We start from the raw sequence: 24989 nt of genomic DNA on the forward strand, positions 1-24989 counted from the left end.
CGGCGGGAAACTCGACTCAAGAAAACTTAAAGTAGCGGCAAGGTGTAGCTGACGATCAGGCGGTTTTCGTCCTGGTCGTTCTGGGTGGCGACACTGCTGCGCAGCGCGGCATTGCGCCAGGAGAAGCCCACGCCTTTGAAAGCCCCGCCCTGCACGGCGTAATCCAGGCGGAAGTCGCGCTCCCACTCGGACTGGTCGCCGGTCTTCGAGTCGATGTTGTCGCCCTTGAGGTAGGTGATGATGGCTTTCAGGCCCGGAGCACCGGCCTTGCTGAAGTCATAGCCGTACTCGGTCAGCCAGGTTCGCTCGCCCGCGCGGGCGAACTTGCCGATCTGCCGGTCGGTAATCAGGTACGCCGTGGCGCCGTCGCCCTGGTCGAGGTAGGGGAAGTTGCTGTCGCCGGAGACTTGCTGGTAGCCGGCGCTGAGCGCGTGGCTGCCCAGGCTGTAGGTGAACAAGCCGCTCCAGGTGTTGTTGTCGACTTCGCCGCTGTGGCTGTCGCCGGTCTTCCAGAAACCACTGCTTTTGTAGCCCTCGGCCCGGCCGGCCTGGCTGCTGTTCTTGCCATCGGCGCTGCTGTTGAAGTAGCGCAGGTCGGACTTCAGGCTGCCCACCGGCAGGGCCAGGATGTGGGTCAGGCCGAGGAAATGCTGCCGGTAGAAGTCGTCCAGGTTGCCGTAGTAGTACTGCGCCAGCAGGTCCTTGCTGAGTGTGTAGTCGGCCCCGGCGTAGTAGAAGGCGTTGCTGAATTGACCGGTTCTGGCGTTGTTCGCGCCGCCGATCGAGAGGCTGTCGCTGTTGCTCGAGCTACGGCCTTTGGCATGCTCCAGCTGGCCGCCGATCAGGGTCAGGTTGTCGATCTCGTTGGAGGTGACCTGGCTGCCTTCGAAGGTCTGCGGCAACAGGCGGCCATCATTGAAGGTCACCACCGGCAGCTTTGGCTGCAGTGTGCCGAGACGCGCTTCGGTCTTGGAGATTTTCACTTTGCCGGTCAGGCCGAGGTGGCTGAAGTTGTCCACCGCCTCGCCATTACTCTGGGTCGGGAACACCGTGCCGCTGTAAGCGCTGCTGGTCGGGTTGTAATGCGTGCCCTTGCCGGAATCCAGCTTGACCCCGAGCAAGCCCAGGGCATCGACACCGACGCCGACGGTGCCTTGGGTGTAGCCCGAGTTGTAGGTGAAGATGAAACCCTGGCCCCACTCTTCCTGCTTGTTCGGCGTGGTCGCGGGCTTGTTGTCGCGGGCGACGTTACGGTTGTCGGTGTTGATGTAGAAGTTGCGCAGGCCGAGGCTGGCCTTGCTGTCTTCGATAAAACCGGCCGCGCTGGCCTGTTGGGCCAGGATGCCGAACGCGATGGCCAGTGCCAGGGGGGATGTGTTCATGCTCTTACTCCAGATGCAGTTCTTTTTTGGATTGTTTCCGACACTGCAAGGGAGGGCGCGCTGGTGCGGCGGCAAGCTGACGTTGGTCGACGTTTATACTTCCTTGGTGCGGGTCAGTGCGGCTGTCCGCTGTCGACGAGGCGAACAGTAATGAAAAATACATAATCCTAAAAAGAATTGTTTGTTAGTTTTTAATTCTTTTTAGGAATATTAAAACCCGACCGCACACACCCGCACAGCGAAGCCTTCATGCCTGAAACGACCTGCGATCAGACGAGAGCGGCCATGCCCCCGACAACCTCACTCAGGCCTGATCCGCCAGTCGCTGAACCAGGCTCCGTTCGAACCGGCGACGGCCACCGCTGGCTGCGCGGAGTCATCGCCGAGCGCGGCGTGAGTATCTACGGGCCGCAGGATGCTGAATGACGGCAAGCACTCGGCGCCGGGAGGCAACTACGAGCCGGCTGCGAATACCGCACGGGATGAGGGTAGGATGACGTTTCCAACTCCACGCCCCTGAACGCCAAGCCCCTATCCCGATGAAACTCTCTGCCGACGACCTCGCCCACATCACCGCCCTCACCCTCGAGCACTACAACGAATGCGCCGAGGACTTTCGCGCGGGCACCCGCGATCACGACGTAAGCCAGAACATCGCCGCGTTGCTGCGGCATATCGAGGGCGAGCCGCCGTTTACCCTGCTCGACTTTGGCTGTGGGCCGGGGCGCGACCTCAAGGTGTTCACCGGTCTTGGCCATGCGGCTGTCGGGCTGGATGGCTCGGCGCGTTTCGTCGAAATGGCACGCGCCGACAGCGGCTGCGAGGTTTGGCAGCAGGACTTCCTGGCGCTCGATCTGCCGGCTGCACGCTTCGACGGCGTATTCGCCAATGCCGTGCTGTTCCATGTGCCGAGCCAGGAACTGCCGCGGGTGCTGCGGCAGCTGCATGCCACGCTGAAACCGGGCGGCGTGCTGTTCAGCTCCAACCCGCGTGGCGATAATCAGGAAGGCTGGAATGGCGAGCGCTACGGCACCTACCACGACCTGCCGAGCTGGCGGCGCAACCTGACGGCCGCGGGCTTCGAGGAACTGGAACACTATTACCGGCCAGCGGGTTTGCCGCGCGAGCAACAGCCATGGCTGGCCAGCGTGTGGCGCAAGGCCTGACGTCGATACCCGACACGGTTGGACTGGACTGCCCCAAGCAGCGCACCGTGCCCGGACAGCGGCGCGAGCCTGACCCACAGCGGTGCGGTTTCGCGGTTGAAGCCGCGCCCACGACGTTACCTTCGCAGCCAAGGCTGCCCGCGATCCCTGACTCAGCGCTTTTTTGTAGGAGCGGGCCATGCCCGCGAAGGTCTGCAGCGATCAGATTCCGGCAGGCATGAAAAAGCCGCCCGGAGGCGGCTTTTTTGAACAACGCGGTGCGGCTTAGAGCTGCGGGCCGGCGTTCTTGATGGCGTCGGACACGTCGAACTTCTTGAAGTTCTCGATGAACTGCTGCGCCAGGGCTTTCGCCGACTCGTCGTAGGCGTTCTGGTCAGCCCAGGTGGTGCGCGGGTTGAGCAGGCTGGTATCGACGCCCGGTACCGACTTCGGCACGTTCAGGTTGATGATCGGCAGGTGCTCGGTTTCAGTACCGATCAACGCGCCGCTCTGGATCGCGGCAATCACGCCACGGGTGGTCGGGATGTTGAAACGCTTGCCGACGCCATAGCCACCGCCGGTCCAGCCGGTGTTGACCAGGTAGACCTTGGAGCCGAAGCCACGGATGCGCTTGATCAGCAGTTCCGCGTATTCGCCAGCCGGACGCGGGAAGAACGGCGCGCCGAAGCAGGTGGAGAAGGTCGACTTGATGCCGCCGCCCGAACCCATTTCAGTGGAACCGACCAGCGCGGTGTAACCGGAGAGGAAGTGGTAGGCCGCTTGCTCTTCGTTGAGGATCGACACCGGTGGCAGCACGCCAGTCAGGTCGCAAGTCAGGAAGATCACCGCGTTCGGCTCGCCGCCGAGGTTTTTCTCGGAGCGCTTGTCGACCAGTTCGATCGGGTAGGCGGCACGGCTGTTCTGGGTCAGGCTGTCGTCGGCGTAGTCAGGCAGGCGGGTGAGCGGATCGAGCACGACGTTTTCCAGCACGGCACCGAACTGGATGGCTTTCCAGATCACCGGCTCGTTTTTCTGCGACAGGTCGATGCACTTGGCGTAGCAGCCGCCTTCGATGTTGAACACGCTGCCAACGCCCCAGCCGTGCTCGTCGTCGCCGATCAGGTAACGGCTTTCGTCGGCCGACAGGGTGGTTTTACCGGTGCCGGACAGGCCGAAGAACAGGGTCACGTCGCCTTCTTCGCCGATGTTGGCGGCGCAGTGCATCGGCAACACATCGACGGCCGGCAGCAGGAAGTTCTGCACCGAGAACATGGCTTTCTTCATTTCACCGGCGTAGCGCATGCCGGCGATCAGCACTTTCTTGGCGGCGAAGTTGAGGATCACGCAACCGTCGGAGTTGGTGCCGTCACGCTCGGGCTCGCAGACGAACTCCGGCATGTTCAGCACTTGCCATTCCTGCTTGGCGCTCGGGTTGTACTGCTCGGGCTCGATGAACAGGCAGCGGCCGAACAGGTTGTGCCAGGCGGTGCCAGTGGTCATCTTGACCGGCAGGTAGTGAGCCGGATCGGCGCCTACATGAACGTGGGAAACGAAGCGATCGTGCTCGGCGCTGAAGGCTTCAACGCGGTTCCACAGGGCATCGAACTTGTCGGCCGGGAACTTGCGGTTGATCGGGCCCCAGGCGATGGCGGCCGAGGTGCCCGGCTCGTCGACGATGAAACGGTCGACTGGCGAGCGGCCGGTACGGTGACCGGTGCGAACCACCAGCGAGCCGTTGGCGGCAAGTTCGCCTTCGCCACGACGTATGGCCTCTTCGACCAATTGTGCGGCGCTGATGTCGGTGTACACGGCGGTATTGGCTTGCGTCATGTGGGTCCCCGTCGGCCTAGGGCCGAGCCTCCAAACGTTTTGTAGTAAAAGCGAAAGCACTACTACATCGAAAAAAGTGCGCCGGATTATGCCAGAAAAGCACAAGCCGGGTGCAGCCTCTGATCAGATCACTGGGCGGTCAGCGCCCACCCACCCTCAGTGCCGGGTATCGGATGGCGTCTGCACGCCACCACCGGCGAACAACTGCGCAACGTCGGCAGCATCGAACGAATAGCGCTGATTGCAGAACTGGCAGTCGATCACCACGGCGCCCGCGTGCTCGTTCAGCAGTTGCTCGGCATCCTGCCGGCCGAGACTGACCAGGGCATTGGCCGAGCGATCGCGCGAGCAACTGCAACGAAACTGCAGCGCCTGCGGGTCGAACAAGCGTAGCGGTTCTTCGTGATACAGGCGATGCAGCAAGGTTTCGTTGTCCAGCCCGAGCTGCTCTTCCGCGCTCAGGGTGTCGGCCAGCACCGTCACATGCTGCCAACTGGCGGCCCGTGCCTCCGGGTCCTTGATCTGTTCGGCCGGCAACTGCTGCAACAACAGGCCACGGGCGCGCCGACCATCGGCATTCAGCCAGAAGCGCGTCGGCAACTGCTCCGAAGTCGCAAAGTAGTCGGACAAGCACGCGGACAGATTGATTCCATCGAGCCCGACGATGCCCTGGTAACGCTGCCCGTTGCGGGGGTCGACGGTCAGGGTCAGCATGCCTTCTGGCATCAGTTCGCGCAAACCGGCGTCGGCCGCCACCTGTTCGGCGTGGTAGCGGGCGATGCCGCGCAGTTCGCGCTCGCTGGAGCACTCCACCATCAGTAACGGCACCGCGCCGGAAGAACGCGCCTGCAGGATCAGCAAGCCATCGAACTTCAAGGTGCCGACCAGCAGCGCCGCCGCCGCCAGCAGCTCACCGAGCAACTGCGCGACCGGCTCCGGGTAGGGGTGTTTGGCCAGCACATGGGCGTAGCTTTCGCCAAGGGCGACCAGCTCACCGCGCACGTCGCTGTCGTCAAAGAGAAATCGTTGGGAAAAGTCAGGCATGCCAGATTCGCAGAGTTCGGCCAGGGCTGGCGATTTTAGGCGCAAACCCACGGCCGACCAAGCGCCTCTTATCTATCGGCCTGGCCAGCCGGCTCTATCACTCGCGATTGTCGCGGAACTGGAAGAGCTGGCGGCGTTGCTTTTTGCTCGGCCGACCATCGGTTTCCACGCCCAGGGCGCCGGCCTTGCGCTGCAGGGCCGCCTGTTCGCGGCGAATGATGCTGTCGGCCGTTTCCGCATACAGCGCCTGCGCCTCGGGCGCGCCACGGCGCACCGCCGACAGCGCCTGCACAACCACCGTGCGCTCGTCGAAACCGCTGCGAATCAGTAGCTCGTCACCGATGTGCGGCTCTTTGCTCGGCTTGCAGCGCTCGCCACGGCAATGCACCTTGCCACCCTCGATGGCCGCCTTGGCCAAGGCCCGGGTCTTGTAGAAGCGCGCAGCCCAGAGCCACTTGTCCAGGCGAACCTTGTCGTCGTCTTTTTCGTTCATCAATGTTCTATGGGTTCCCTTGAGCGGCGTGCTCGGCCGGCGCGCCAGTGGCTCACTGTAACGAATCATCGGCGGATGCGGTTGTCATACAGCCCGACTAGAATGGCGACAAGCCCAGCGGAAAACCCTATTTGAAGACTTTTGACCAACTCAGCGTAATTGGCCTGCGGGAATGGATCGCCCTGCCGGATCTCGGCGTCGCGGGCTTGCGGGCGAAAATCGACACCGGCGCCAGCACGTCGAGCCTGCATGCCACCGAGATCGTGCCATTCGAGCGCGATGGCGAAAGCTGGGTTCGCTTCACCGCCCACCTCGGCACCCTGGTGCAACTGCGCCACCGCCGTTGCGAAGCGCCCCTGGTGGCGGTGAAAACCATCAAAAGTTCCAACGGCCAGACCCAGAGCCGCTACGTGATCCGCACCAGCCTGGCACTGGGCGACCGGGTCTGGTCGGTGGAATTCACCCTGGCCTGCCGCAAAGCCATGCGTTACCGCTTGCTGCTTGGTTCCAACGCCTTGATCGACGGCCAACTGGTGGTCAACCCGGCGCTTTCCTATATCCAAGACAAGCCGGCGTTCCCGGCCTTTTCCTCTTCCGTCACAGGTGCTGCATGAAGATCGCTGTGCTGTCGCGTAACCCGCGTCTGTATTCCACCCGTCGCCTGGTCGAAGCGGGCGAGCAGCGCGGCCATGAAATGGTGGTGATCGACACCCTGCGCGCCTATATGAACATCGCCAGCCACAAGCCGCAGATCCACTACCGGGGCAAACCGCTGGAAGGCTTCGATGCGGTGATCCCGCGGATCGGCGCCTCGGTGACGTTCTATGGTTGTGCGGTGCTGCGCCAGTTCGAAATGATGGGGGTGTTCCCGCTCAACGAGTCCGTGGCCATCGCCCGCTCGCGGGACAAACTGCGCTCGCTGCAACTGCTGTCGCGGCGCGGCATCGGCCTGCCGGTGACCGGCTTCGCCCACTCGCCGGACGATATCGCCGACCTGATCCAGATGGTCAACGGCGCCCCCCTGGTGATCAAGGTACTGGAAGGCACCCAGGGCATCGGCGTGGTGCTGTGCGAAACCGCGACGGCGGCCGAGTCGGTGATCGAGGCGTTCATGGGCCTGAAACAGAACATCATGGTGCAGGAGTACATCAAGGAAGCCGGCGGCGCGGATATCCGTTGCTTCGTAGTCGGCGACAAGGTGATCGCCGCCATGAAACGTCAGGCCAAGGCCGGCGAATTCCGCTCCAACCTGCACCGTGGCGGTACCGCCAGCCTGATCAAGATCACCCCGGAAGAACGCATGACCGCCATCCGCGCGGCCAAGGTCATGGGGCTGAGCGTGGCCGGCGTCGACATCCTGCGCTCCAATCACGGCCCGCTGGTGATGGAGGTGAACTCCTCACCGGGGCTCGAAGGCATCGAGGTGACCACCTGCAAGGACGTGGCCAGCATCATCATCCAGTACCTGGAGAAGAACAGCGGCCCGCACCTGACCCGGACCAAGGGCAAGGGCTAAACCCCGGGAAGCGCGGAACGCCTCAGCGCTCCGTCAACCAGGCGAGAAACGCCGCTTCGCCGAGCGGCGGGCTGAAGTAGTAACCCTGGCCCAAGGAACAGCCATGGGCGCGCAGTATGTCGAGCTGCGCTTGGGTTTCGATTCCTTCGGCGATACATTCCAAGCCAAGGTTGCGGGCAATCACCAGGATGGTTTCGACCAGCATCAGGCCACTGGCATCGCCTTGCAGATCGTTGATAAAGCTGCGGTCGATCTTCAACCGATCCAGCGGCAACTGCTTGAGGTAGGTCAACGAGGAGTAACCGGTACCGAAATCGTCGATCGCGAAACGCACCCCCAACTGCTTCAAGGCCTGCATGGCGGCGATGCATTGATCGACCTCCTCCAGCAACACCCCCTCGGTGATCTCCAGCTCCAGCACGCTGGCCGGCAGCCCATGACGTTGCAGACAGTCGCTGACCCGTTGCACCAAGCCGGGCTGACGCAGCTCGTGAGGGCTGAGATTGACCGCCAGCACCAACCCGGGGAAACGCTGATGCCAGCGCGCCAACGTCGCACAGGACTGCTCCAGCACCCAGGCGCCGACTTCCTGAATCAGGCCGGTTTCTTCCGCCAGCGGAATGAACTGCGCGGGCGGGATCTCGCCACGCTCCGGGTGCGTCCAACGCAGCAATACCTCAGCGCCGGCCACCCGACCGTTGACCAGCGCCAACTGTGGCTGAAACACCAGGTGCAACTGGCCGCGGGCAATGGCCTGGCGCAATTCGCTTTGCAATTGCAGGCGCTGGTCGATCGCCGCCTGCATGGCGGGGGCAAAAAAATGCAGGGCATTGCGGCCGCCCTGCTTGGCCCGGTACATCGCCGTATCCGCCTGCTTGAGCACGTCTGCGGCGCCCTGTGAACCGAAGGGGTGCAAGGCGATACCGATACTGGCGCTGACCGACAGCTCGTGGCCGTCGATCCGGTAACAGCCCTGCAAGCTTTGCAGCAGCTTCTCGCCGACCTCCGCGGCATGCTCGCCAGCGGCTTCCGGGCTATCGTCGAGGGCTTCGAGGAGCACCACGAACTCATCGCCGCCGAGTCTGGCCAGGGTATCTTCCGCCCGCAGGCAACCGGCCAGGCGCGTCGTGACCTGGCACAGCAGGGCATCGCCAACCGGATGACCCAGGCTGTCGTTAACGGTTTTGAAGTGATCCAAGTCGATGAACAACAGCGCGCCGAAACGGCCTTCGCGCACCTCGCGGGTCATCGCGTGCTGCAGCCGGTCGAGCAGCAGCCGGCGATTGGGCAACCCCGTCAGTTCGTCGCTGTAGGCCAGCCGCTCGATCTCGCGCTGGTAGCGCTGGCGCTCGGAAATATCGGTGATGCTGGCGCGAATCAACTGCTGCTCGCCCGGCAAGCGAACCAGCCGCACTTCGCAAGGCAACTGGCGCCCTGCACTGTCGCGGTGCAGCCATTCGAAGACTGGAGCGGCTCCGTCCAGCGCCGCCACCGTGTAGGTATTCCCCGCCTGCGCCGAAGTGCGGCCATCGGCCTGCCGCAGCGGGCTGAGCTCGACCGGTGTTTTGCCGATCAACTCGGCTCGACTGAGCTTGAACAGCCGCGCGGCATTTTCATTGGCATCGAGCATGCCGCCATTGGCGGTGAACAACACGATGGCTTCCGGCGCGTGCTCGACCAGTGTGCGATAACGCGCCTCCGCCTCATGGCGCGCCGTAATGTCCTCGATCAGCGCCAGGCAGGCCTCCAATCGCCCCTGCGGATCACGCACCGCGCGCAGGCTCAGGCGGGTGTAGATCACGCTGCCGTCTTCACGCAGAAAACGCTTATCCAGTTCGTACTCATCGCGCGCCCCGGCCGCCACCGATTCGAACAGCGACGCCTCCAACGCCACATCGTCCGGGTGGGTAATGGCCATCCAGGAACCGGCTCGCAGCGCCTCGCGACTGCGACCGAGCACCTCGCAGAGCTTGGCGTTGACTTCCAGCCACATGCGTTGCGGGCTGATCATGGCCATGCCGATCAGCGGCGCTTCAAAGAACAGCCGCAACCACTCACCGCGCTCGCGCAACTGCTGCTCGGCACGCTTGCGGGCGGTGAGATCCTGCAGCGCGCCATAGATGCGAATGACCTGCCCGCCATCGCGCTCGGCCAGGCCCTTGATCCGCAGCCAGCGGCTGTTGCCTCGCGCGGTGAGCAAGCGCACCTCGAAGTCGAACGGCTCGGCGGACTGCAGCACCTCGGCCAAGGTCCGCTGCGTCAGGGCCATGCCCTCTTCATCGAAATAGCCGATGGCCTGCCCGAACGTCGGCGTCGACCCCGACGGGTCGAGCTCATAGAGGCGAAAACAACCCTCGCTCCAGAACATGGTCAGGCTTGGCACTTCCAACACCCAGCCACCGATATCGGCGATGGCCTCGGTTTGCGAGAGTAAATGCGTCTGACGCAGCAACTCCTCGCGGCGCCTCGCCAGTTCCTGACTCAGCCGCTCGCGGGCCGTCACATCGTTTTGCAGCGCGACGTAATGGCTGATGCCTTGATCGTCGCGCATCGGCGCCAGGGTGACTTCGTTCCAGAACTGGCTGCCATTCTTGCGGTAATTGCGCAACACCATCTGGCACGGCTCGCCGTGCTGCAACGCCACACGCATGCGCTGCAACTCGACCTGGTTATGGTCATCCTGCTGCAGAAAACGGCAATTACGCCCGAGAATCTCGTCGCGGCCATAGCCGGTGATGCGCTCGAACATCGGATTGCAGTAGATCAGCGGCATATCCGCCTGCCGCGCATCGGCGATGCTGATGCCGAGCGGGCTGGCCTGCAGCGCCAGGTTGGTCAGCGCCAGTTGCTGCTGCATCTGCGCGCTGCGACCGAGTGCCAGGCGCAAGTCGCTGAGGCTGCGGCCAACCAGCAAGGTGGCAAACATCAACAGCAACGCACTGAGGTGCAACTCACTGACTTGCGGGTCAGACGAGCCAGCCACCCGGACATAACCGGCCACCAGCGGCAACGTAAGAACCATCAAGCTGCTCAGCGCCGCGCCGCAGAGCGCACCCGGAAAGCCCCAGAGCATCGCCAGACTGAGCATGGCCAGGCCCAGCAACGGCAGGGTAAAGGCCGACGGCAAGGCCACCAGCAACCACGGCAAACCCACCAGCAGCACGATCAACAGCGGCCAGGGCGGTAAACAGGGCAGCGCTTCGGCGGATGCTTGCGCACCGCTGCCGGACAACGGCGGCAGCCAGCCGCGCCGGCGCAGCAACTGGGTGGCATAGCTCAGCATCGGCGTGGCGATCACCAGCGTGCTCAAACAGTCTTTCAACCACATATCCAGGCTGGCGGCCGCCCAATTAGCGGCCGTCGCATGGCCGGTAAGTAGCAAAACACCTTGCAGGGTGATGGCCAGGAGAGTCGCCGGCACCAGAACGCCAAGCAGCATGAAGCGCAACAGATGGCTGGTATCCGGCAGGGTGAAATCAAAATCACGGCGCCGCAGCAACAGCCACGCCAGGCCGATGCAAAGGGTTTCCGGCAGCGCGTAGAGCGGCCCCCAGCGCCAATCCAGCCCCCACAGCGGCGCGCTCAGGCAGGCATTCAGGTAGATGGCCGGCAGTACCCGCGGCCCCCACCAGAACGTGAACACAAGCCCCAGAGCGAACGGCAGATACCAGATCGCCATCCCGTCATTGAACTGGGTGGCAAGCGACAACCAAGTAGCAAGATGGAGCAGCGGCAGCGGCAGCCACCAAGTCCATTTGGGCAGGCGTTCTAATACGGCGAGCATGCTGACCTCGTGCCAATACGCTGATCTAGCATAGATCAGCACAGCGACGACCGTAACCAAGATTCAAGCGCAGTCGGCAACCCAGAGCCCGCGCTTGCGCGTTCACCGGCGTGTCAGAAGTGCCGCGCCCGCAAGTCTGGCGCACCTTGGCCGCGCTTTCCGGACCATCACGCCGCGTCGCGCGGTAACAACAACCCCAGCGGCAAGCACACCCGCGCCTCCAGCCCGCCACCCGAACGGTTGCGCAACTCGACACTACCGCCGTGCTGGGCGGCGATGCGCTTGACGATCGCCAGGCCCAAGCCGGTGCCCTTGCCGCCGCGCGCACGGTCGCCGCGGATGAAGGGGTTGAAGATGTCGGCCAGCTCCGTCGGCTCAATCCCGTGGCCACGGTCGAGCACACTGAGCACCACATAAGGCGCGCTCTGATCGCCAGACACATAGGCGGCGACTTCCACGGAGTTGCCGCCATGATGCAAGGCGTTTTCGATCAGGTTGTTCAGTAGGCGCTTGATCGACACCCGCCGCAGCGGGAACGGCGGCACTGCTTCCAGGCACAGGCGCACCCGTTCCTGGTCATGATTGAACGGCGCGACGACCTCATGCACCAGGTCGGCGAGCGCCACCTCTTCCACCCGCTCATCGCGGCCGTCGCGGATAAAGGCGAGGAACTGATCGAGGATCGCATCCATGTTCTCGATGTCGCGCACCATGTCGTCGATCAGTTCGGCATCGCTGTTCAGCAGTTCCAGCGACAAGCGCAGGCGGGTCAGCGGCGTACGCAAGTCATGGGAAACCCCGGCGAGCATCAACTCACGCTCGCGGGCGGCCTGCTCGACACCCTCGGCCATCTGGTTGAAGGCCCGATAGACCTCGGTCATCTCGCTCGGCGTGTCGCTGATCGGCAAGCGCACGCTGCGCCCCTGGCCGAGTTGGCGGGCTGCCGACACCAACTGCTTGAGCGGCTGATTGAGCTGACGCACGAAAATCCAGGCCGCCGCCGTCGACAACAGGCCAATGGCCAGGAACCAGCCGAGCACGCCCCAGATCTTCTGCCCACGCAACGGGTGCGGGTATAGCGGCACCTCGACCCAGCCGTCGCCGATGCTCGGCGCCCGCACCCAGAGCGCGGATGGTTGATGCACGCGCAGCCGCACTTCGGTATCCGGCCCCAGCTCCATGCGCATCTGGCGTTGGAAAATCCCGGTGTAGGGCCAGTGCTGCTCGCCCGGCGGCGCCGCTGCGTCCGGTGTCCAGCGCAGGCCGGCGGCCTTGGCCACCAGCGGGCGCGAGTCGACGTCGGTGGCCCAGTAGGCGCGCAGGGTCAGCGCCGCGCCATGGCTGTATTGGCGGTCGACCAGCACGTCCTCGTTCATCATCAGATAAACCAGGGTCAGCGCCTTGGAGAACAGCACCACCACCAGCACCAGCCAGAGCGTGCGGGCGAAAAAGCTTTGCGGGAACCACAACGGGGTTTTCATAGGCGCTTACACGGAGTTGCCGGAGCGGGCCATGCCCGCGAAAGCTGGTTGCGGTGTACAGATCCCGAGCATGGTCGGCCGCTACGGCCGGTCATGCCCGCGGGTTCACTTGTTGCCGTCCGGCACGAAAACGTAGCCCACGCCCCAGACCGTCTGGATATAACGCGGCTTCGACGGGTCCGGCTCGATCAGCCGGCGCAGGCGCGAGATCTGCACGTCGATGGAACGCTCCAGCGCATCCCACTCGCGGCCGCGCGCCAGGTTCATCAGCTTGTCGCGGGTCAGCGGCTCGCGGGCGTGCTCCACCAACGCCTTGAGCACGGCGAACTCCCCGGTGGTGAGCATGTGCAGCTCGTCGCCACGCTTGAGTTCACGGGTCGCGAGGTACAACACATAGTCGCCAAAACTGACCGTTTCGTCCTCGCTGCCCGGCGCGCCTGGCACCGGCACGGTCTGCCGGCGCAACACCGCCTTGATCCGTGCCAGCAGCTCGCGCGGGTTGAAGGGTTTGGCCAGGTAATCGTCGGCGCCCTGCTCCAGCCCCAGAATCCGGCTGCCTTCGTCGCCCTTGGCGGTGAGCATGATGATCGGCACCTGATTGTTCGACTCACGCAGGCGCTTGCAGGCGGACAGCCCGTCTTCGCCCGGCAGCATCAGGTCCAGCACCACCAGCTGGAACAGCTCGCGGGCCAACAGACGGTCCATCTGCTCGACGTTTTCCACTGTGCGCACACGGTAGCCTTGCTCGTCGAGAAACCGCTCCAGCAAGCGCCGTAGACCGGGATCGTCATCGACGATGAGAATTTTTTCGCCTTCAACGGGGGCAGTGCTGCTCATACAGGCTCCTTTCAGCTCGGTACGCATTATGGCGCAGACGCCGTGCGCCGCGTGCGCTGCATTCGTTAGCAGATCTTTCCCGGTCCGCTCGCGCAGAGGGCTGGGTATAATGTCGACCTTTTTGCGGCAGGCGCGGCTTGCCTTCATTTCTCTGTCAGGTGGTTTTCATGGACAGCATCAACAACCGTATCGCCGAGGAACTCGGTGTTCGCCCGCAACAGGTCGCAGCCGCCGTGGCCCTGCTCGATGAAGGTTCCACCGTGCCATTTATCGCACGTTATCGCAAAGAGGTTACCGGCAGCCTCGACGATACCCAGTTGCGCAACCTCGAAGAGCGCCTGCGCTACCTGCGCGAACTCGACGAGCGCCGCGCCAGCATCCTCGCCAGCATCGAAGAGCAAGGCAAGCTGACCCCCGAGTTGAGCCGCGAAATCAACCTCGCCGAAACCAAGACCCGCCTCGAAGACCTGTACCTGCCGTACAAACAGAAACGCCGCACCAAGGGCCAGATCGCCCTGGAAGCCGGCCTCGGCGAACTGGCCGACGGGCTGTTCAACGACCCGACCCTGAGCCCGGAAGCCGAAGCCGCACGCTTCGTCGACGCGGAAAAAGGCGTCGCCGATGTAAAAGCCGCGCTGGAAGGCGCCAAATACATCCTCATGGAGCGCTTCGCCGAAGACGCCAGCCTGCTCGACAGACTGCGCAGCTACCTCAAGCACGACGCCACCCTCAGTGCTCGCGTGGTTGCCGGCAAGGAAGAGGAAGGCGCCAAGTTCCGCGACTATTTCGAACACGACGAACCGCTGAAAAGCGTGCCCTCGCACCGCGCCCTGGCGATTTTTCGCGGCCGCAACGAAGGTATCCTCAGCGCCGCGCTGAAAGCCGGTGACGACGCACCGGGCACCCTGCACCCCTGCGAACTGATGATCGCCGAGCGCTTTGGCCTCAAGGAGCAAGGCAGGGCCGCCGACAAATGGCTGGCCGAGGTGGTGCGCTGGACCTGGAAGGTCAAGCTCTACACCCACCTGGAAACCGACCTGTTCAGCGAGCTGCGCGAAAGCGCGGAAAACGAAGCGATCAGCGTCTTCGCCCACAACCTGCACGACCTGCTGCTGGCCGCACCGGCCGGCCCGCGCGCGACCCTGGGCCTTGACCCGGGCCTGCGCACCGGCTGCAAGGTCGCGGTGGTGGACGCCACCGGCAAGCTGCTGGAATACGCCACCGTTTACCCGCATGTGCCGAAGAACCAGTGGGACCAGACCCTGGCCGTGCTCGGCGCGCTGTGCATCAAGCACAAGGTCGACCTGATCTCCATTGGCAACGGCACCGCCAGCCGCGAAAGCGACAAGCTGGCCGCCGAGCTGATCAAGAAACTGCCTGAACTGAAGATGACCAAGATCATGGTCAGCGAAGCCGGCGCTTCGGTGTACTCGGCTTCGGAACTGGCCGCCAAGGAATTCCCCGACCTCGACGTGTCGATCCGTGGCGCGGTGTCGATCGCCCGGCGCCTGCAAGATCCGCTGGCCGAGCTGGTGAAAATCGATCCGAAATCCATCGGCGTCGGCCAGTACCAGCACGACGTCTCCCAGCTGAAACTGGCGCGTAGCCTGGATGCGGTGGTGGAAGACTGCGTGAACGCCGTCGGCGTCGACGTCAACACCGCCTCGGTGGCGCTGCTGGCGCGCATCTCCGGTCTCAATGCGACCCTGGCGCAGAACATCGTCGCCCACCGCGACGCCAACGGCGCCTTCAAGACCCGCGATGCGCTGAAAAAAGTCAGCCGCCTCGGCGAGAAGACCTACGAACAGGCCGCGGGCTTTTTGCGCGTGATGAACGGCGACAACCCGCTGGACGCCTCCGCCGTACACCCGGAAACCTACCCGCTGGTACAACGCATCGCCGCCGACACCGGCCGTGATGTGCGCTCCCTGGTGGGCGATTCGAGCTTCCTCAAACGCCTCGACCCGAAAAAGTTCACCGACCAAGCTTTCGGCCTGGTCACCGTCACCGACATCCTCCAGGAGCTGGAAAAACCCGGCCGCGACCCGCGCCCGGAGTTCAAGACCGCCGAGTTCCAGGACGGCGTCGAAACCCTCAAGGACCTGCAACTGGGCATGGTGCTCGAAGGCGTGGTGACCAACGTCACCAACTTCGGCGCGTTCGTCGATATCGGCGTGCACCAGGACGGTCTGGTGCATATCTCGGCGCTCTCGGAAAAATTCATCAAGGACCCGCGCGAAGCGGTCAAGGCCGGCGACGTGGTCAAGGTCAAGGTCATGGAGGTGGACATCCCGCGCAACCGTATCGCCCTGTCGATGCGCATGGGCGATACCCCCGGCGAGAAGATCGAAGGCCAGCGCGGCAGCCGCTCCGGTAGCCAGCCGCGCCAGCAGAGCGCGCCACGCAGCGAGCCACAGCCGGCCAGCAATGCGGCCATGGCCGCGCTGTTCGCCAACGCCAAGCAGATCAAGAAGCGCTAGACGTGGAGTTGCCCGAGGGCTTCAAGAGCAGCGACTTCAGCACGTTGCTCGGCACCGAGCTGATCCGCCTGGAGAACGGCGAGGCCGACGTGCGCCTGCCGATGCGCAGCGAGCTGTGTAACCGTGGCGGCATGATGCACGGCGGCGCGCTGTTCACCCTGGTGGACATCGCCATGGGCCTGGCCTGCTCCAGCCGGCACGGCTTCGAGCAGACCAGCGTAACCCTGGAGTGCAAGATCAACTACATCCGCGCGGTGGCCGACGGTGAGGTACTGTGCCGCGCCAAGGTCTTGCACGCCGGGCGCCGTACCCTGGTGGTGGAAGCCGAGGTGCAACAGGGCGACAAACTGGTCGCCAAGGCACAAGGCACCTTCGCTTGCGTATAACTCACGGGTAGTTTTCTGCGCTAATTTCAGCCCCGGGGTGCGCGATGCGCGCCCTGAGGTCCTGTCGAGCACCCTGCGACAGGCCACTAACGTGCAACCAGGCGACAACGCCGGTTACTTTCTTGCCCCTTGTAGACCGCTCAGTCCACCCCCATATTGGGGCGACCGACGTCAACAGAGCCTACTATCTTGAGCGATCTTCTCTCCCGCCGCCTGGCTCTGCTCGGCGAGCGCGCCAACCTCGCCCTACTCAGCCAATGCCTGCATGGGATCGAACGCGAATGCCTGCGCGTCGATGCCAACGGCCTGCTTGCGCTGACGCCGCACCCGGAGGCACTGGGCTCGGCACTGACGCATCCGCAGATCACCACCGACTACTCCGAATCGCTGCTGGAGTTCATCACCCCGGCCGAACCGGACCCGGCGATGACGCTGGCGGAGCTCGAGCAGATCCATCGCTTTGCCTACAGCAAGCTCGACGGCGAGTACCTGTGGAGCCCGTCGATGCCCTGCCCGCTGCCGGAAGAGGCGCAGATTCCGATCGCCCGTTACGGCAGCTCGCACATCGGCCAGCTGAAATATGTCTACCGCAAGGGGCTGGCCCTGCGTTACGGCAAAACCATGCAATGCATCGCCGGCATTCACTACAACTTCTCCCTGCCGGAAGCGCTCTGGCCGCTGCTGCAGCAGCTCGAAGGCAATACCCAGAGCCCGCGCGATTACCAGTCGGCGCGCTATATCGCCCTGATCCGCAACTTCCGGCGCTACAGCTGGCTGCTGATGTACCTGTTCGGCGCCTCGCCGGCGCTGGACGCCGGCTTCCTGCGGGGCCGCTCGCACCAGCTCAAGCAGCTCGATGAGCAGACCCTGTACCTGCCCTATGCCACCAGCCTGCGGATGAGCGACCTGGGCTACCAAAGCAGCGCCCAGGCCGGCCTGACGCCCTGCTACAACGACCTGGCCAGCTACACCGACAGCCTGCGCCAGGCGGTTTCCACGCCTTACCCGGCCTATGCGGAAATCGGCACGCAGCAAAATGGCGAGTGGCTGCAGCTCAACACCAACATCCTGCAGATCGAAAACGAGTACTACTCGAACATCCGCCCGAAACGCGTGACCTACAGCGGCGAGCGACCGATCCAGGCGCTGATGGCGCGTGGCGTGCAGTACGTCGAAGTGCGCTGCCTGGACATCAACCCGTTCCTGCCACTGGGTATCGACCTCACGGAAGCGCGCTTCCTCGATGCCTTCCTGCTGTTCTGCACCCTGCAGGACAGCCCGGAGCTGGCGAGCGCGGAATGCCACGGCTGCACCGACAACTTCCTCAAAGTAGTGAAAGAAGGCCGCCGCCCGGGCCTGCACCTGCAACGCCATGGCCAACCGGTGGAACTGCAAGCCTGGGCCCATGAGCTGCTCGACAGCATCCAGCAGCTCGCTACCCTGCTCGACCACAGCCACGGCACTGACAGCCACAGCCAGGCGCTGGCCGCACAGCGAGCCAAGGTCGACGACCCGGCACTGACGCCTTCGGCACAGGTGTTGGCCAGCCTGCAAGAGCACGGCGAGACCTTCAGCGCATTCGCCCTGCGTCAGAGCCAGGCGCATGCCGAGTACTTCCGCAGCCAACCGCTGAGCACTGCCGAGCAAAACGCGTTCGAGGACTCGGTTCGTCAGTCGCAGGCCGATCAAGCGGAGCTGGAGCGCAGCCAGGAGGGTGATTTCGACACCTTCGTCGCCGCCTACCAGGCGAGCATCCTCGCCCTCGCGATTTAGTCGACTGCGTCACAAAAGCCGCCAGCGGGGCAAAAGCCGGGATCGGCGGCTCAGTCGCCGCCGGCCAAGGGGGCTAGCATAAGCACAGTTTGCTTAATGTGAGTTTGCCCATGGCGCCCCCCGAGGCCCTCCCCGACGAAGATCGACACTGGAGCCTGGAAAGCCTGAACAAGGCCTACCAACAAGGCTACATGGCCGGCCTCACCGGCCACCCGCCCAGCCAGCAACCGCATCGCGCGGAGGTCCTCGCGGCGGCCTGGGAAGCCGGCTGGGACGATGGTGACGAACAGTACCAACTGCAAGTCCAGAAAACCGCCTGAAGGGCACGCACGCCTAGTCGTCCACCGCGAAAGCCAGCGCGAACAAATCCGCCCCCACGAACAGACCTTAGCCGTACGCGCGCAGCAGCCCGCCATCGCGGGCGGTGGCCTGCGCGCTCGGGCGCTCCCTGCCAGTGCATCGCCTTCCACCAGACCGGCAACCTTGACCGGCCCCTCGCTCAAGCCGACAGTGACTCATAAGTCACTGATCTCGTCAGCATAGTCATCTCGATCATTCGGTCCGGCGATCCGCCGAACCGGGCCGTGGCTATTCAGGTTGTCCGGCCGACTATCGACAAGCGTCTACAGCCCCATCTGAGCTTGTTATAGATTTCTATTTGAAGGAGTTTCCCGAGTTATGTCTCGCTTACCCGTGATTGTTGGTTTTGGTGGTTATAACTCAGCCGGTCGCAGCTCCTTTCACCATGGCTTCCGGCGCACCGTGATCGAATCCATGGGCGTCGAGGCCCGCCAGGAAACCCTGGCCGGGCTGGCGGTGATGATGAAGCTGGTAGAGGTCGTCGATGGCGACTACCTCACGCTCGAAGGCATGCCGCTGACCCTGGCGGATATCGAGGCGCAGTTCGCCGAACAGATTCTCGCCTCGACCCTGGTACGGCGCATTGAAAAACAGCACCTCGACGTGGATGCCGCCCATTGGCAGAAGACCATCAGCGTCACCGGTTCGGCCGGCAACCAACTGACCTTCACCACCCAGCGCAAGCAGCTGCCCGAACCGATTCCGGCCAATTGGTCGGTCGAGCCGATCGACGCCATCGATGTGCGCGTGACCCTGCTCGACAGCTGCGATTTCAAGGTCGACAGCTATCGCGCCTTGCCGGTGAAGTCCGCCGGGCAACTGCCGACCGGGTTCGAGCCGGGCGAACTGTACAACGCGCGCTTTCACCCGCGCGGCCTGCAGATGACCATCGTCGGCGTGACCGATGCCCTGCGCTCCGTCGGCCTGCCGTGGAAAACCATCGTCGACCGGGTCGAACCGGATGAAATCGCCGTATTCGCCGGCAGCATCATGAGCCAACTGGATGAAAACGGCTTCGGCGGCCTGATGCAATCGCGCCTCAAAGGCGGCCGGGTCACGGCCAAACAGCTGGCCCTGGGCCTCAACAGCATGCCCGCCGACTTCATCAACGCCTACGTACTGGGCAGTGTCGGCACCACCGGCAGCGTGACCGGCGCCTGCGCGACCTTCCTCTACAACCTGCAAAAGGCCGTCGATCTGATCGGCTCGGGACGCGCGCGGGTGGCCATCGTCGGCAACAGCGAGGCACCGATCAACCAGGAATGCATCGATGGCTACGGCGCCATGGGCGCCCTGGCGACCGAAGACGGCCTGCGTCATATCGAAGGCCGCGAGCATGTGGACTTCCGCCGCGCCAGCCGGCCGTTCGGCGAGAACTGCGGCTTCACCCTGGCCGAGTCCAGCCAGTTCGTGGTGCTGATGGACGATGCCCTGGCGCTCGAGCTCGGTGCCGACATCCATGGCGCCGTGCCGGATGTGTTCATCAACGCCGACGGTTTCAAGAAATCCATTTCCGCCCCCGGCCCGGGCAACTACCTGACGGTCGCCAAGGCGGTCGCCAGCGCCGTGCAACTGGTCGGGCTGGACGGGGTTCGCCAGCGCAGTTTCATTCACGCCCATGGCTCCAGCACACCGGCCAACCGGGTGACCGAATCGGAATTGCTGGACCGCATCGCCGCCTCGTTCGGCATCGAACAGTGGCCCGTCACCGCGGTTAAGGCTTTTGTCGGCCACTCGCTGGCCACCGCCAGTGGCGACCAGCTGATCTCCGCGCTGGGCTCGTTCAAGTACGGCATCATTCCCGGCATCAAGACCATCGATGCCGTGGCCCATGACGTGCACCAGCAGCACCTGCAGATCGCCACCGAAGATCGGCACGTGGGCGAGGAGCGCCTCGATGTGTGCTTCATCAACTCCAAAGGCTTTGGCGGCAACAATGCCAGCGGCGTCGTACTCGCGCCACATGTGGTCAACGCCATGCTGCGCAGGCGTTATGGCCAGGCCGCGTTCAACGCCTACTGCGAACGCCGCGCACACACCCGCGCAGCCGCGCAGGGCTATGACCAGCTAGCGTTGAAGGGGCAACTCGACATCATTTACAACTTTGGCCAGGATCAGATCGACGACAAGGGCATCGAGATCACGCCCGAGCAGATCACCGTGCCCGGCTTCGCCCAGCCGCTGATCTTCAAGAAGGACCAGCGTTTCGCGGACATGCTCGACTGAAACGGTGCGCGTACGAGAGAGACCGATGGTTTCCATGCTCTACGTCCGCGCCGGACGACGCGGAGCGTCAGGGGCTGCATTCCCACACGAAGCGTGGGAACGATCAAGATGGGCACGCTCAACTGGACTGTAGGAGCGGGCCATGCCCGCGAAAGGCTGCAACGCCCAAGCTTTGCGCACATGGCCCACTCCTGCGGAATGCCTGAAGCCTGAGCGGCTAGTCCAGCGCCCGGGCCAGTTGCAGCAACTCGGCGCGCCATTCGGCCGCCGCCGGCAGGGCCAGGAAGGATGGATTGAGGAAGGATTCCCGCGCCTCGTAGGTCAGGGGCGCGCCCTGGATATCCAGCACTTCGCCACCGGCGCCTTCGAGCACACCCTGCGCCGCCGCTGTGTCCCACTGCGAGGTGGGCGCCAGGCGCGGATAGCAATCCGCCGCGCCTTCGGCGAGCAGGCAGAACTTCAACGAGCTGCCGACGCTGGCCAGTTGCAAGTCGCCGAAACGCTGGGTCAAGCCGGCCAGCAGGCGCTCTTGCGCCGGGCTGGAGTGGCGACGGCTGGCCACCACGGTAAAGGCCTCGCTCGGCGCAACCCGCACCGCCACCGCAGCCACCTCGCCATCCGCTTCCGCGCGCCAGGCTCCAAGCCCCGCGCCGCCGTAATAATAGCGGCCGCTGGTAGGCATGCCGACCACGCCGAACAGCACCCGGCCCTGCTCGATCAGCGCCACATTGACGGTGAACTCCTCACTGCCGGAAATGAATTCCTTGGTGCCATCCAGCGGGTCGACCAGCCACCAGCGCGTCCAATTCCCGCGTTCGCTCAAGGCAATGTCCGCCGCCTCTTCGGACAACACCGGAATGCTCGGATCAAGCGCCGTCAGCCCGGCGACCAGCACATCATGGGCGGCCAGATCGGCGGCGGTGACCGGCGACGCATCGGCCTTCGCCGTGACCGCCACGCCCGAGCGCCAATGCGGCAGGATGGCTTCACCCGCCCGCCGGGCCAGTTCGATGACCGGCACCAGATATGGGTGGCCCAGGTTTGCGGCACTCATGAGCGCTCTCCCGGCAGGAATTCGCCACGCTGGGTCAACAGGTCGCGCGCCAGGTACAACGCGGCCAGCGCCCGCCCTTCGCTGAACTGCGGGTGCTGCACCAGGCTGGAGATTTCATGCAGGCTGACGCGTTCCACACCGAGCGGTTCCGGCTCATCGCCCGGCAGGCTTTCCGGGTACAGGTCGCGGGCCAGCACCACTTGAATCTTCTGGCTCATGTAACCCGGCGACAGCGACAGCTCGGTCAGCAGCTCCAGCTGCCGCGCGCCAAACCCGGCCTCCTCCTTGAGCTCGCGATTGGCCGCCTCCAGCACATCCTCGCCCGGTTCGATCAAGCCTTTGGGCAAGGACAATTGATAGTCGTCGGTGCCGGCGCAGTATTCTTCCACCAGCAATACGTGCTCGGCATCCGCCAGCGCCACGATCATCACCGCGCCGTAGCCCGCGCCCTTGCCCACCAGGCGTTCGTAGGTGCGCTCGACGCCATTGGCGAAGCGCAGCTGCAACTCCTCGACCCGAAACAGACGACTGCTCGCGACGATCTCGCGGGCGAGTACGGTGGGTTTCTGACGCATGAGACGGCTCCTTGGCGTGACCTGGCGGGTTATCATACCGCGACCCTAGGGATTATCGCCGTGACAGATTTCGCCCAGGCGACTGTTGCCGGCTCAATCGCGTCATCCGCCCTCCGAACCTGACAAGAGGCCATCATGCCGCAACTGCCTTGGGCCGACATCGACACCGTCCTCCTCGATATGGACGGCACCCTGCTCGACCTGCACTTCGACAATCATTTCTGGCTGGAACACCTGCCGCAGCGCTATGCCGAGCACCACGGCATCGCCCGCAGCCAGGCCGATGCCGAACTGCTGCCGCTGTTTCGCGAGCACGCCGGGCAATTGAACTGGTACTGCACGGATTTCTGGAGCCGCGAGTTGAAGCTGCCGATCCGTGAACTCAAGCGCGAAGTCGCCGACCTGATCGCCCTGCGCCCGGACGCCGACACCTGCCTCGCCGCCCTGCGCAGCGCCGGCAAACGCGTGGCGCTGATCACCAACGCGCACCCTGACTCACTGTCGCTGAAGCTGGAAAGAATCGAGCTGGCGCCCTATTTCGACCGACTGATCAGCTCTCACGACTATGGCTTTGCCAAGGAAGCGCAGCAGTTCTGGTTCGCCCTGCAACAGGACTTTGGCTTCGAGCCGGCGCGCAGCCTGTTTATCGACGACAGCCTGCCCATTCTGCGCAGCGCCAGGCAATTCGGCGTCGCCCACCTGCTGGCTGTGCGCGAACCGGACAGCCGCAAAGGCCCGAAGGACACCGAGGAATTCGCCGCAGTCGAGGATTATCGCCAACTTATCAAGGGCTTGGCGCGGGCCTGAGCAGCCAGACCCGCGCCGTTACCGACGCGCCTCTTCAGCTAGGAAGGGCGCAAACACTGGAAAATCACGCGGGAATCCGTAGCACCTGCCCCGGGTAGATCTTGTCCGGATGGCTGAGCATGGGTTTGTTCGCTTCGAAAATTTTCGGATAAAGATTGGCGTTGCCGTACTCGGCCTTGGCGATCGCACTCAGCGTGTCGCCCTTCTTGACCGTGACGAAGCGCGCCGCAGCAGCCGGCGTAGCCACCGTGATGCGATCCTCGACCTCGGCGACCCCGGCCACGTTACCCAGCGCCAGGAGGATTTTTTCCTTCTCTTCCTGGGTGGCGACCTCGCCTACGGCGATCACCTTTTCGCCTTCCACCGTGACCTGGATATTCGGGTTACCCAGGCCAACCTTGGCTACGTGCTCCTTCAACGACTCGGCCGCTTGTGCCTCCTGGCCGACCAGCGACCCCCAAAGCTTGGCGCCTGCTTCTTTGACAAAGCTGAAGATACTCATAAGTGTTGCTCCATGTAGGTAGAGTTAGTCGTCCCAACGCTTGCAATCTATCCAGACTAACCAGCGGCAGACAAGTTCCATCAACTGACTGGCAGCAACGCCCCAAGCCACCCCAAACCTCGGCACATCTCGGCACACCGGCAATGCTGGCGCACGTTAGAATCGAGCCGACAGCCTGCGCCTCGGAGCGATGATGGACATCAAACAGCTGAAATTCCTGATCGCCCTCGACGAAACCCGCCACTTCGGCCAGGCGGCGGCGCGCTGCCATGTGACCCAGCCGACCCTGTCGATGCGCCTGCGCAGCCTGGAAGAAGAACTCGAACTGCCGCTGGTCAAACGTGCTCAACGCTTCGAGGGTTTCACCGAACCGGGCGAGCGGGTGCTGGCCTGGGCGCGCAGCGTACTCAGCGCCTACGACGGGCTGCTGGCCGAAGCCGCCGCCTGCCGCGGCAGTTTGACCGGCACCCTGCGCCTGGGTGTGGTGCCGCTGTCCAGCTTCGACCCGGTGCCGCTGCTGCACCGCCTGCATCAGCAACACCCGAGCCTGCGCTTCGAACTCTCGGCGCTCAGCTCCGAGCAGATTCTCGAACAGCTGGCGAGCAACCGCCTGGACCTCGGCGTGTCTTACCTCGACCGCTTGAATGCCGAACACTTCGACAGCCTGCCACTGGCCGAAACCCACATGGGCCTGCTCTACGACCAGCGCCATTTCAGCTTCGGCGCGGCGGCGCTGAGCTGGGAGGCCTTGATCGAGCTGCCGTTGGCCCTGCTCTCCAGCGGCATGCACTTTCGCCAGTCGATCAACCACGGCTTCCGCAGTCGCGGCCTGACGCCGCTGCCGTTGCTGGAAACCGATGTCGTGCATCAACTCCTGCAAGCCGTGCACGGCGGGCTGTGCTGCGCAATCATGCCGCTAACCGGTGGCCTTGACGCCTTGACCGAGCACCTGCGCCTGCAACCGATCGAAGAAGCCCACACCCTGGCGCCACTGGGGTTGATCATGCGCCGGGCGGCACCGCGCTCGGCACTGGCCGAAGCCTGCTTCGTCGAAGCCCAGGGGTTGTTGCAGAAGCCACGACCGTAGGGTGGGTTAGGCGCGCCACGTCCCAGCCTCATGCGTCACATCCAACGCGCCATAACCCGCCGATACGCCGGTATCCGCACTACCGCAATCTTGGGTTACGCGGCACGGTGGAGCGAGGGCGCGGCACACTCTTCGCTTACGCCGCCAACCCGACCGACATGAGCCCTTTCTCGACGATCATCGAGCGCATCTATCAATACATCAGCACTAGCGATTAGACGGCGCCC

At 64.0% G+C, this 24989-nt stretch carries 20 protein-coding genes; 10 read left to right on the forward strand and 10 right to left on the reverse strand.

Annotation, left to right across the window (positions count from 1 at the left end):
• Positions 1 to 26: 26 nt before the first annotated feature.
• Positions 27 to 1382, reverse strand: coding sequence for an OprD family porin (locus tag AC3IYG_RS21570; protein ID WP_489311511.1), 1356 nt, complete (start codon positions 1380 to 1382; stop codon positions 27 to 29).
• A gap of 539 nt (positions 1383 to 1921) precedes the next feature.
• Between AC3IYG_RS21570 and AC3IYG_RS21575 the strand changes: the two genes are divergently transcribed.
• Positions 1922 to 2548, forward strand: coding sequence for a class I SAM-dependent methyltransferase (locus AC3IYG_RS21575; protein WP_489311512.1), 627 nt, complete (start codon positions 1922 to 1924; stop codon positions 2546 to 2548).
• 264 nt (positions 2549 to 2812) lie between these two features.
• Here the strand turns inward: AC3IYG_RS21575 and AC3IYG_RS21580 are convergent, their stop codons facing one another.
• The 3 genes from AC3IYG_RS21580 to AC3IYG_RS21590 form a co-directional block, all read right to left on the reverse strand.
• Entirely contained in the window at positions 2813 to 4357 is a 1545-nt protein-coding gene (locus AC3IYG_RS21580) for a phosphoenolpyruvate carboxykinase (RefSeq protein WP_489311513.1), read from the reverse strand.
• A 156-nt stretch (positions 4358 to 4513) separates the two neighbouring features.
• Complete coding sequence (gene hslO, locus AC3IYG_RS21585) at positions 4514 to 5401, reverse strand: Hsp33 family molecular chaperone HslO (RefSeq protein WP_489311514.1); 888 nt, start codon at positions 5399 to 5401, stop codon at positions 4514 to 4516.
• 97 nt (positions 5402 to 5498) lie between these two features.
• The gene (locus AC3IYG_RS21590; protein WP_489311515.1) at positions 5499 to 5894 is read right to left on the reverse strand and encodes an RNA-binding S4 domain-containing protein; all 396 of its coding nucleotides are present in this window, start codon (positions 5892 to 5894) and stop codon (positions 5499 to 5501) included.
• Positions 5895 to 6025: 131 nt separating this feature from the next.
• On the opposite strand from AC3IYG_RS21590, the gene rimB reads away from it, so the two are divergent.
• Together rimB and rimK are read left to right on the forward strand one after the other, a co-directional pair.
• Complete coding sequence (gene rimB, locus AC3IYG_RS21595) at positions 6026 to 6508, forward strand: retropepsin-like aspartic endopeptidase RimB (RefSeq protein WP_489311516.1); 483 nt, start codon at positions 6026 to 6028, stop codon at positions 6506 to 6508.
• Positions 6505 to 7410 (forward strand): 30S ribosomal protein S6--L-glutamate ligase, encoded by a 906-nt coding sequence (gene rimK / locus AC3IYG_RS21600; RefSeq protein WP_489311517.1) that lies wholly within the window; start codon positions 6505 to 6507, stop codon positions 7408 to 7410. Before rimB ends, rimK begins: the two co-directional genes overlap by 4 nt.
• A 22-nt stretch (positions 7411 to 7432) precedes the next feature.
• On the opposite strand, the gene AC3IYG_RS21605 is transcribed toward rimK, so the two are convergent.
• The 3 genes from AC3IYG_RS21605 to ompR all read right to left on the reverse strand — a co-directional run bounded on the left by AC3IYG_RS21605 (position 7433) and on the right by ompR (position 13512).
• Positions 7433 to 11194: a bifunctional diguanylate cyclase/phosphodiesterase gene (locus AC3IYG_RS21605; protein ID WP_489311518.1), complete on the reverse strand. Its 3762-nt coding sequence runs from the start codon at positions 11192 to 11194 to the stop codon at positions 7433 to 7435.
• 167 nt (positions 11195 to 11361) lie between these two features.
• Positions 11362 to 12675, reverse strand: coding sequence for an ATP-binding protein (locus AC3IYG_RS21610; protein WP_489311519.1), 1314 nt, complete (start codon positions 12673 to 12675; stop codon positions 11362 to 11364).
• A 105-nt stretch (positions 12676 to 12780) separates the two neighbouring features.
• The gene (gene ompR / locus AC3IYG_RS21615; RefSeq protein WP_489311520.1) at positions 12781 to 13512 is read right to left on the reverse strand and encodes an osmolarity response regulator transcription factor OmpR; all 732 of its coding nucleotides are present in this window, start codon (positions 13510 to 13512) and stop codon (positions 12781 to 12783) included.
• A gap of 167 nt (positions 13513 to 13679) precedes the next feature.
• On the opposite strand from ompR, the gene AC3IYG_RS21620 reads away from it, so the two are divergent.
• The 5 genes from AC3IYG_RS21620 to AC3IYG_RS21640 all read left to right on the forward strand — a co-directional run bounded on the left by AC3IYG_RS21620 (position 13680) and on the right by AC3IYG_RS21640 (position 20737).
• Positions 13680 to 15992, forward strand: coding sequence for a Tex family protein (locus AC3IYG_RS21620; protein ID WP_489311521.1), 2313 nt, complete (start codon positions 13680 to 13682; stop codon positions 15990 to 15992).
• Between the two features lie 2 nt (positions 15993 to 15994).
• A complete protein-coding gene (locus AC3IYG_RS21625) occupies positions 15995 to 16378 on the forward strand; it encodes a PaaI family thioesterase (protein WP_489311522.1) in 384 nt (127 codons plus the stop codon).
• Between the two features lie 189 nt (positions 16379 to 16567).
• Entirely contained in the window at positions 16568 to 18151 is a 1584-nt protein-coding gene (gshA, locus tag AC3IYG_RS21630) for a glutamate--cysteine ligase (protein ID WP_489311523.1), read from the forward strand.
• A 110-nt stretch (positions 18152 to 18261) separates the two neighbouring features.
• On the forward strand, positions 18262 to 18471 hold the full coding sequence (gene rmf / locus AC3IYG_RS21635; protein ID WP_489311524.1) for a ribosome modulation factor: 210 nt from the start codon (positions 18262 to 18264) through the stop codon (positions 18469 to 18471).
• A gap of 358 nt (positions 18472 to 18829) precedes the next feature.
• On the forward strand, positions 18830 to 20737 hold the full coding sequence (locus tag AC3IYG_RS21640; protein WP_489311525.1) for a beta-ketoacyl synthase: 1908 nt from the start codon (positions 18830 to 18832) through the stop codon (positions 20735 to 20737).
• Positions 20738 to 20954: 217 nt separating this feature from the next.
• On the opposite strand, the gene cysQ is transcribed toward AC3IYG_RS21640, so the two are convergent.
• Positions 20955 to 21791: a 3'(2'),5'-bisphosphate nucleotidase CysQ gene (gene cysQ / locus AC3IYG_RS21645; RefSeq protein ID WP_489311526.1), complete on the reverse strand. Its 837-nt coding sequence runs from the start codon at positions 21789 to 21791 to the stop codon at positions 20955 to 20957.
• The gene (gene nudE / locus AC3IYG_RS21650) at positions 21788 to 22366 is read right to left on the reverse strand and encodes an ADP compounds hydrolase NudE (RefSeq protein ID WP_489311527.1); all 579 of its coding nucleotides are present in this window, start codon (positions 22364 to 22366) and stop codon (positions 21788 to 21790) included. Before nudE ends, cysQ begins: the two co-directional genes overlap by 4 nt.
• A 135-nt stretch (positions 22367 to 22501) precedes the next feature.
• Here nudE and yrfG point away from each other — a divergent pair, with 135 nt between their 5' ends.
• Complete coding sequence (yrfG, locus tag AC3IYG_RS21655) at positions 22502 to 23173, forward strand: GMP/IMP nucleotidase (protein ID WP_489311528.1); 672 nt, start codon at positions 22502 to 22504, stop codon at positions 23171 to 23173.
• 64 nt (positions 23174 to 23237) lie between these two features.
• Here the strand turns inward: yrfG and lysM are convergent, their stop codons facing one another.
• Positions 23238 to 23675, reverse strand: a complete 438-nt coding sequence (gene lysM, locus AC3IYG_RS21660) for a peptidoglycan-binding protein LysM (RefSeq protein ID WP_489311529.1) — start codon at positions 23673 to 23675, stop codon at positions 23238 to 23240.
• Between the two features lie 193 nt (positions 23676 to 23868).
• On the opposite strand from lysM, the gene AC3IYG_RS21665 reads away from it, so the two are divergent.
• A complete protein-coding gene (locus tag AC3IYG_RS21665; protein WP_489311530.1) occupies positions 23869 to 24762 on the forward strand; it encodes a LysR family transcriptional regulator in 894 nt (297 codons plus the stop codon).
• Positions 24763 to 24989: the final 227 nt, after the last annotated feature.

It is taken from the genome of Pseudomonas sp. KH_027 (assembly GCF_057838565.1).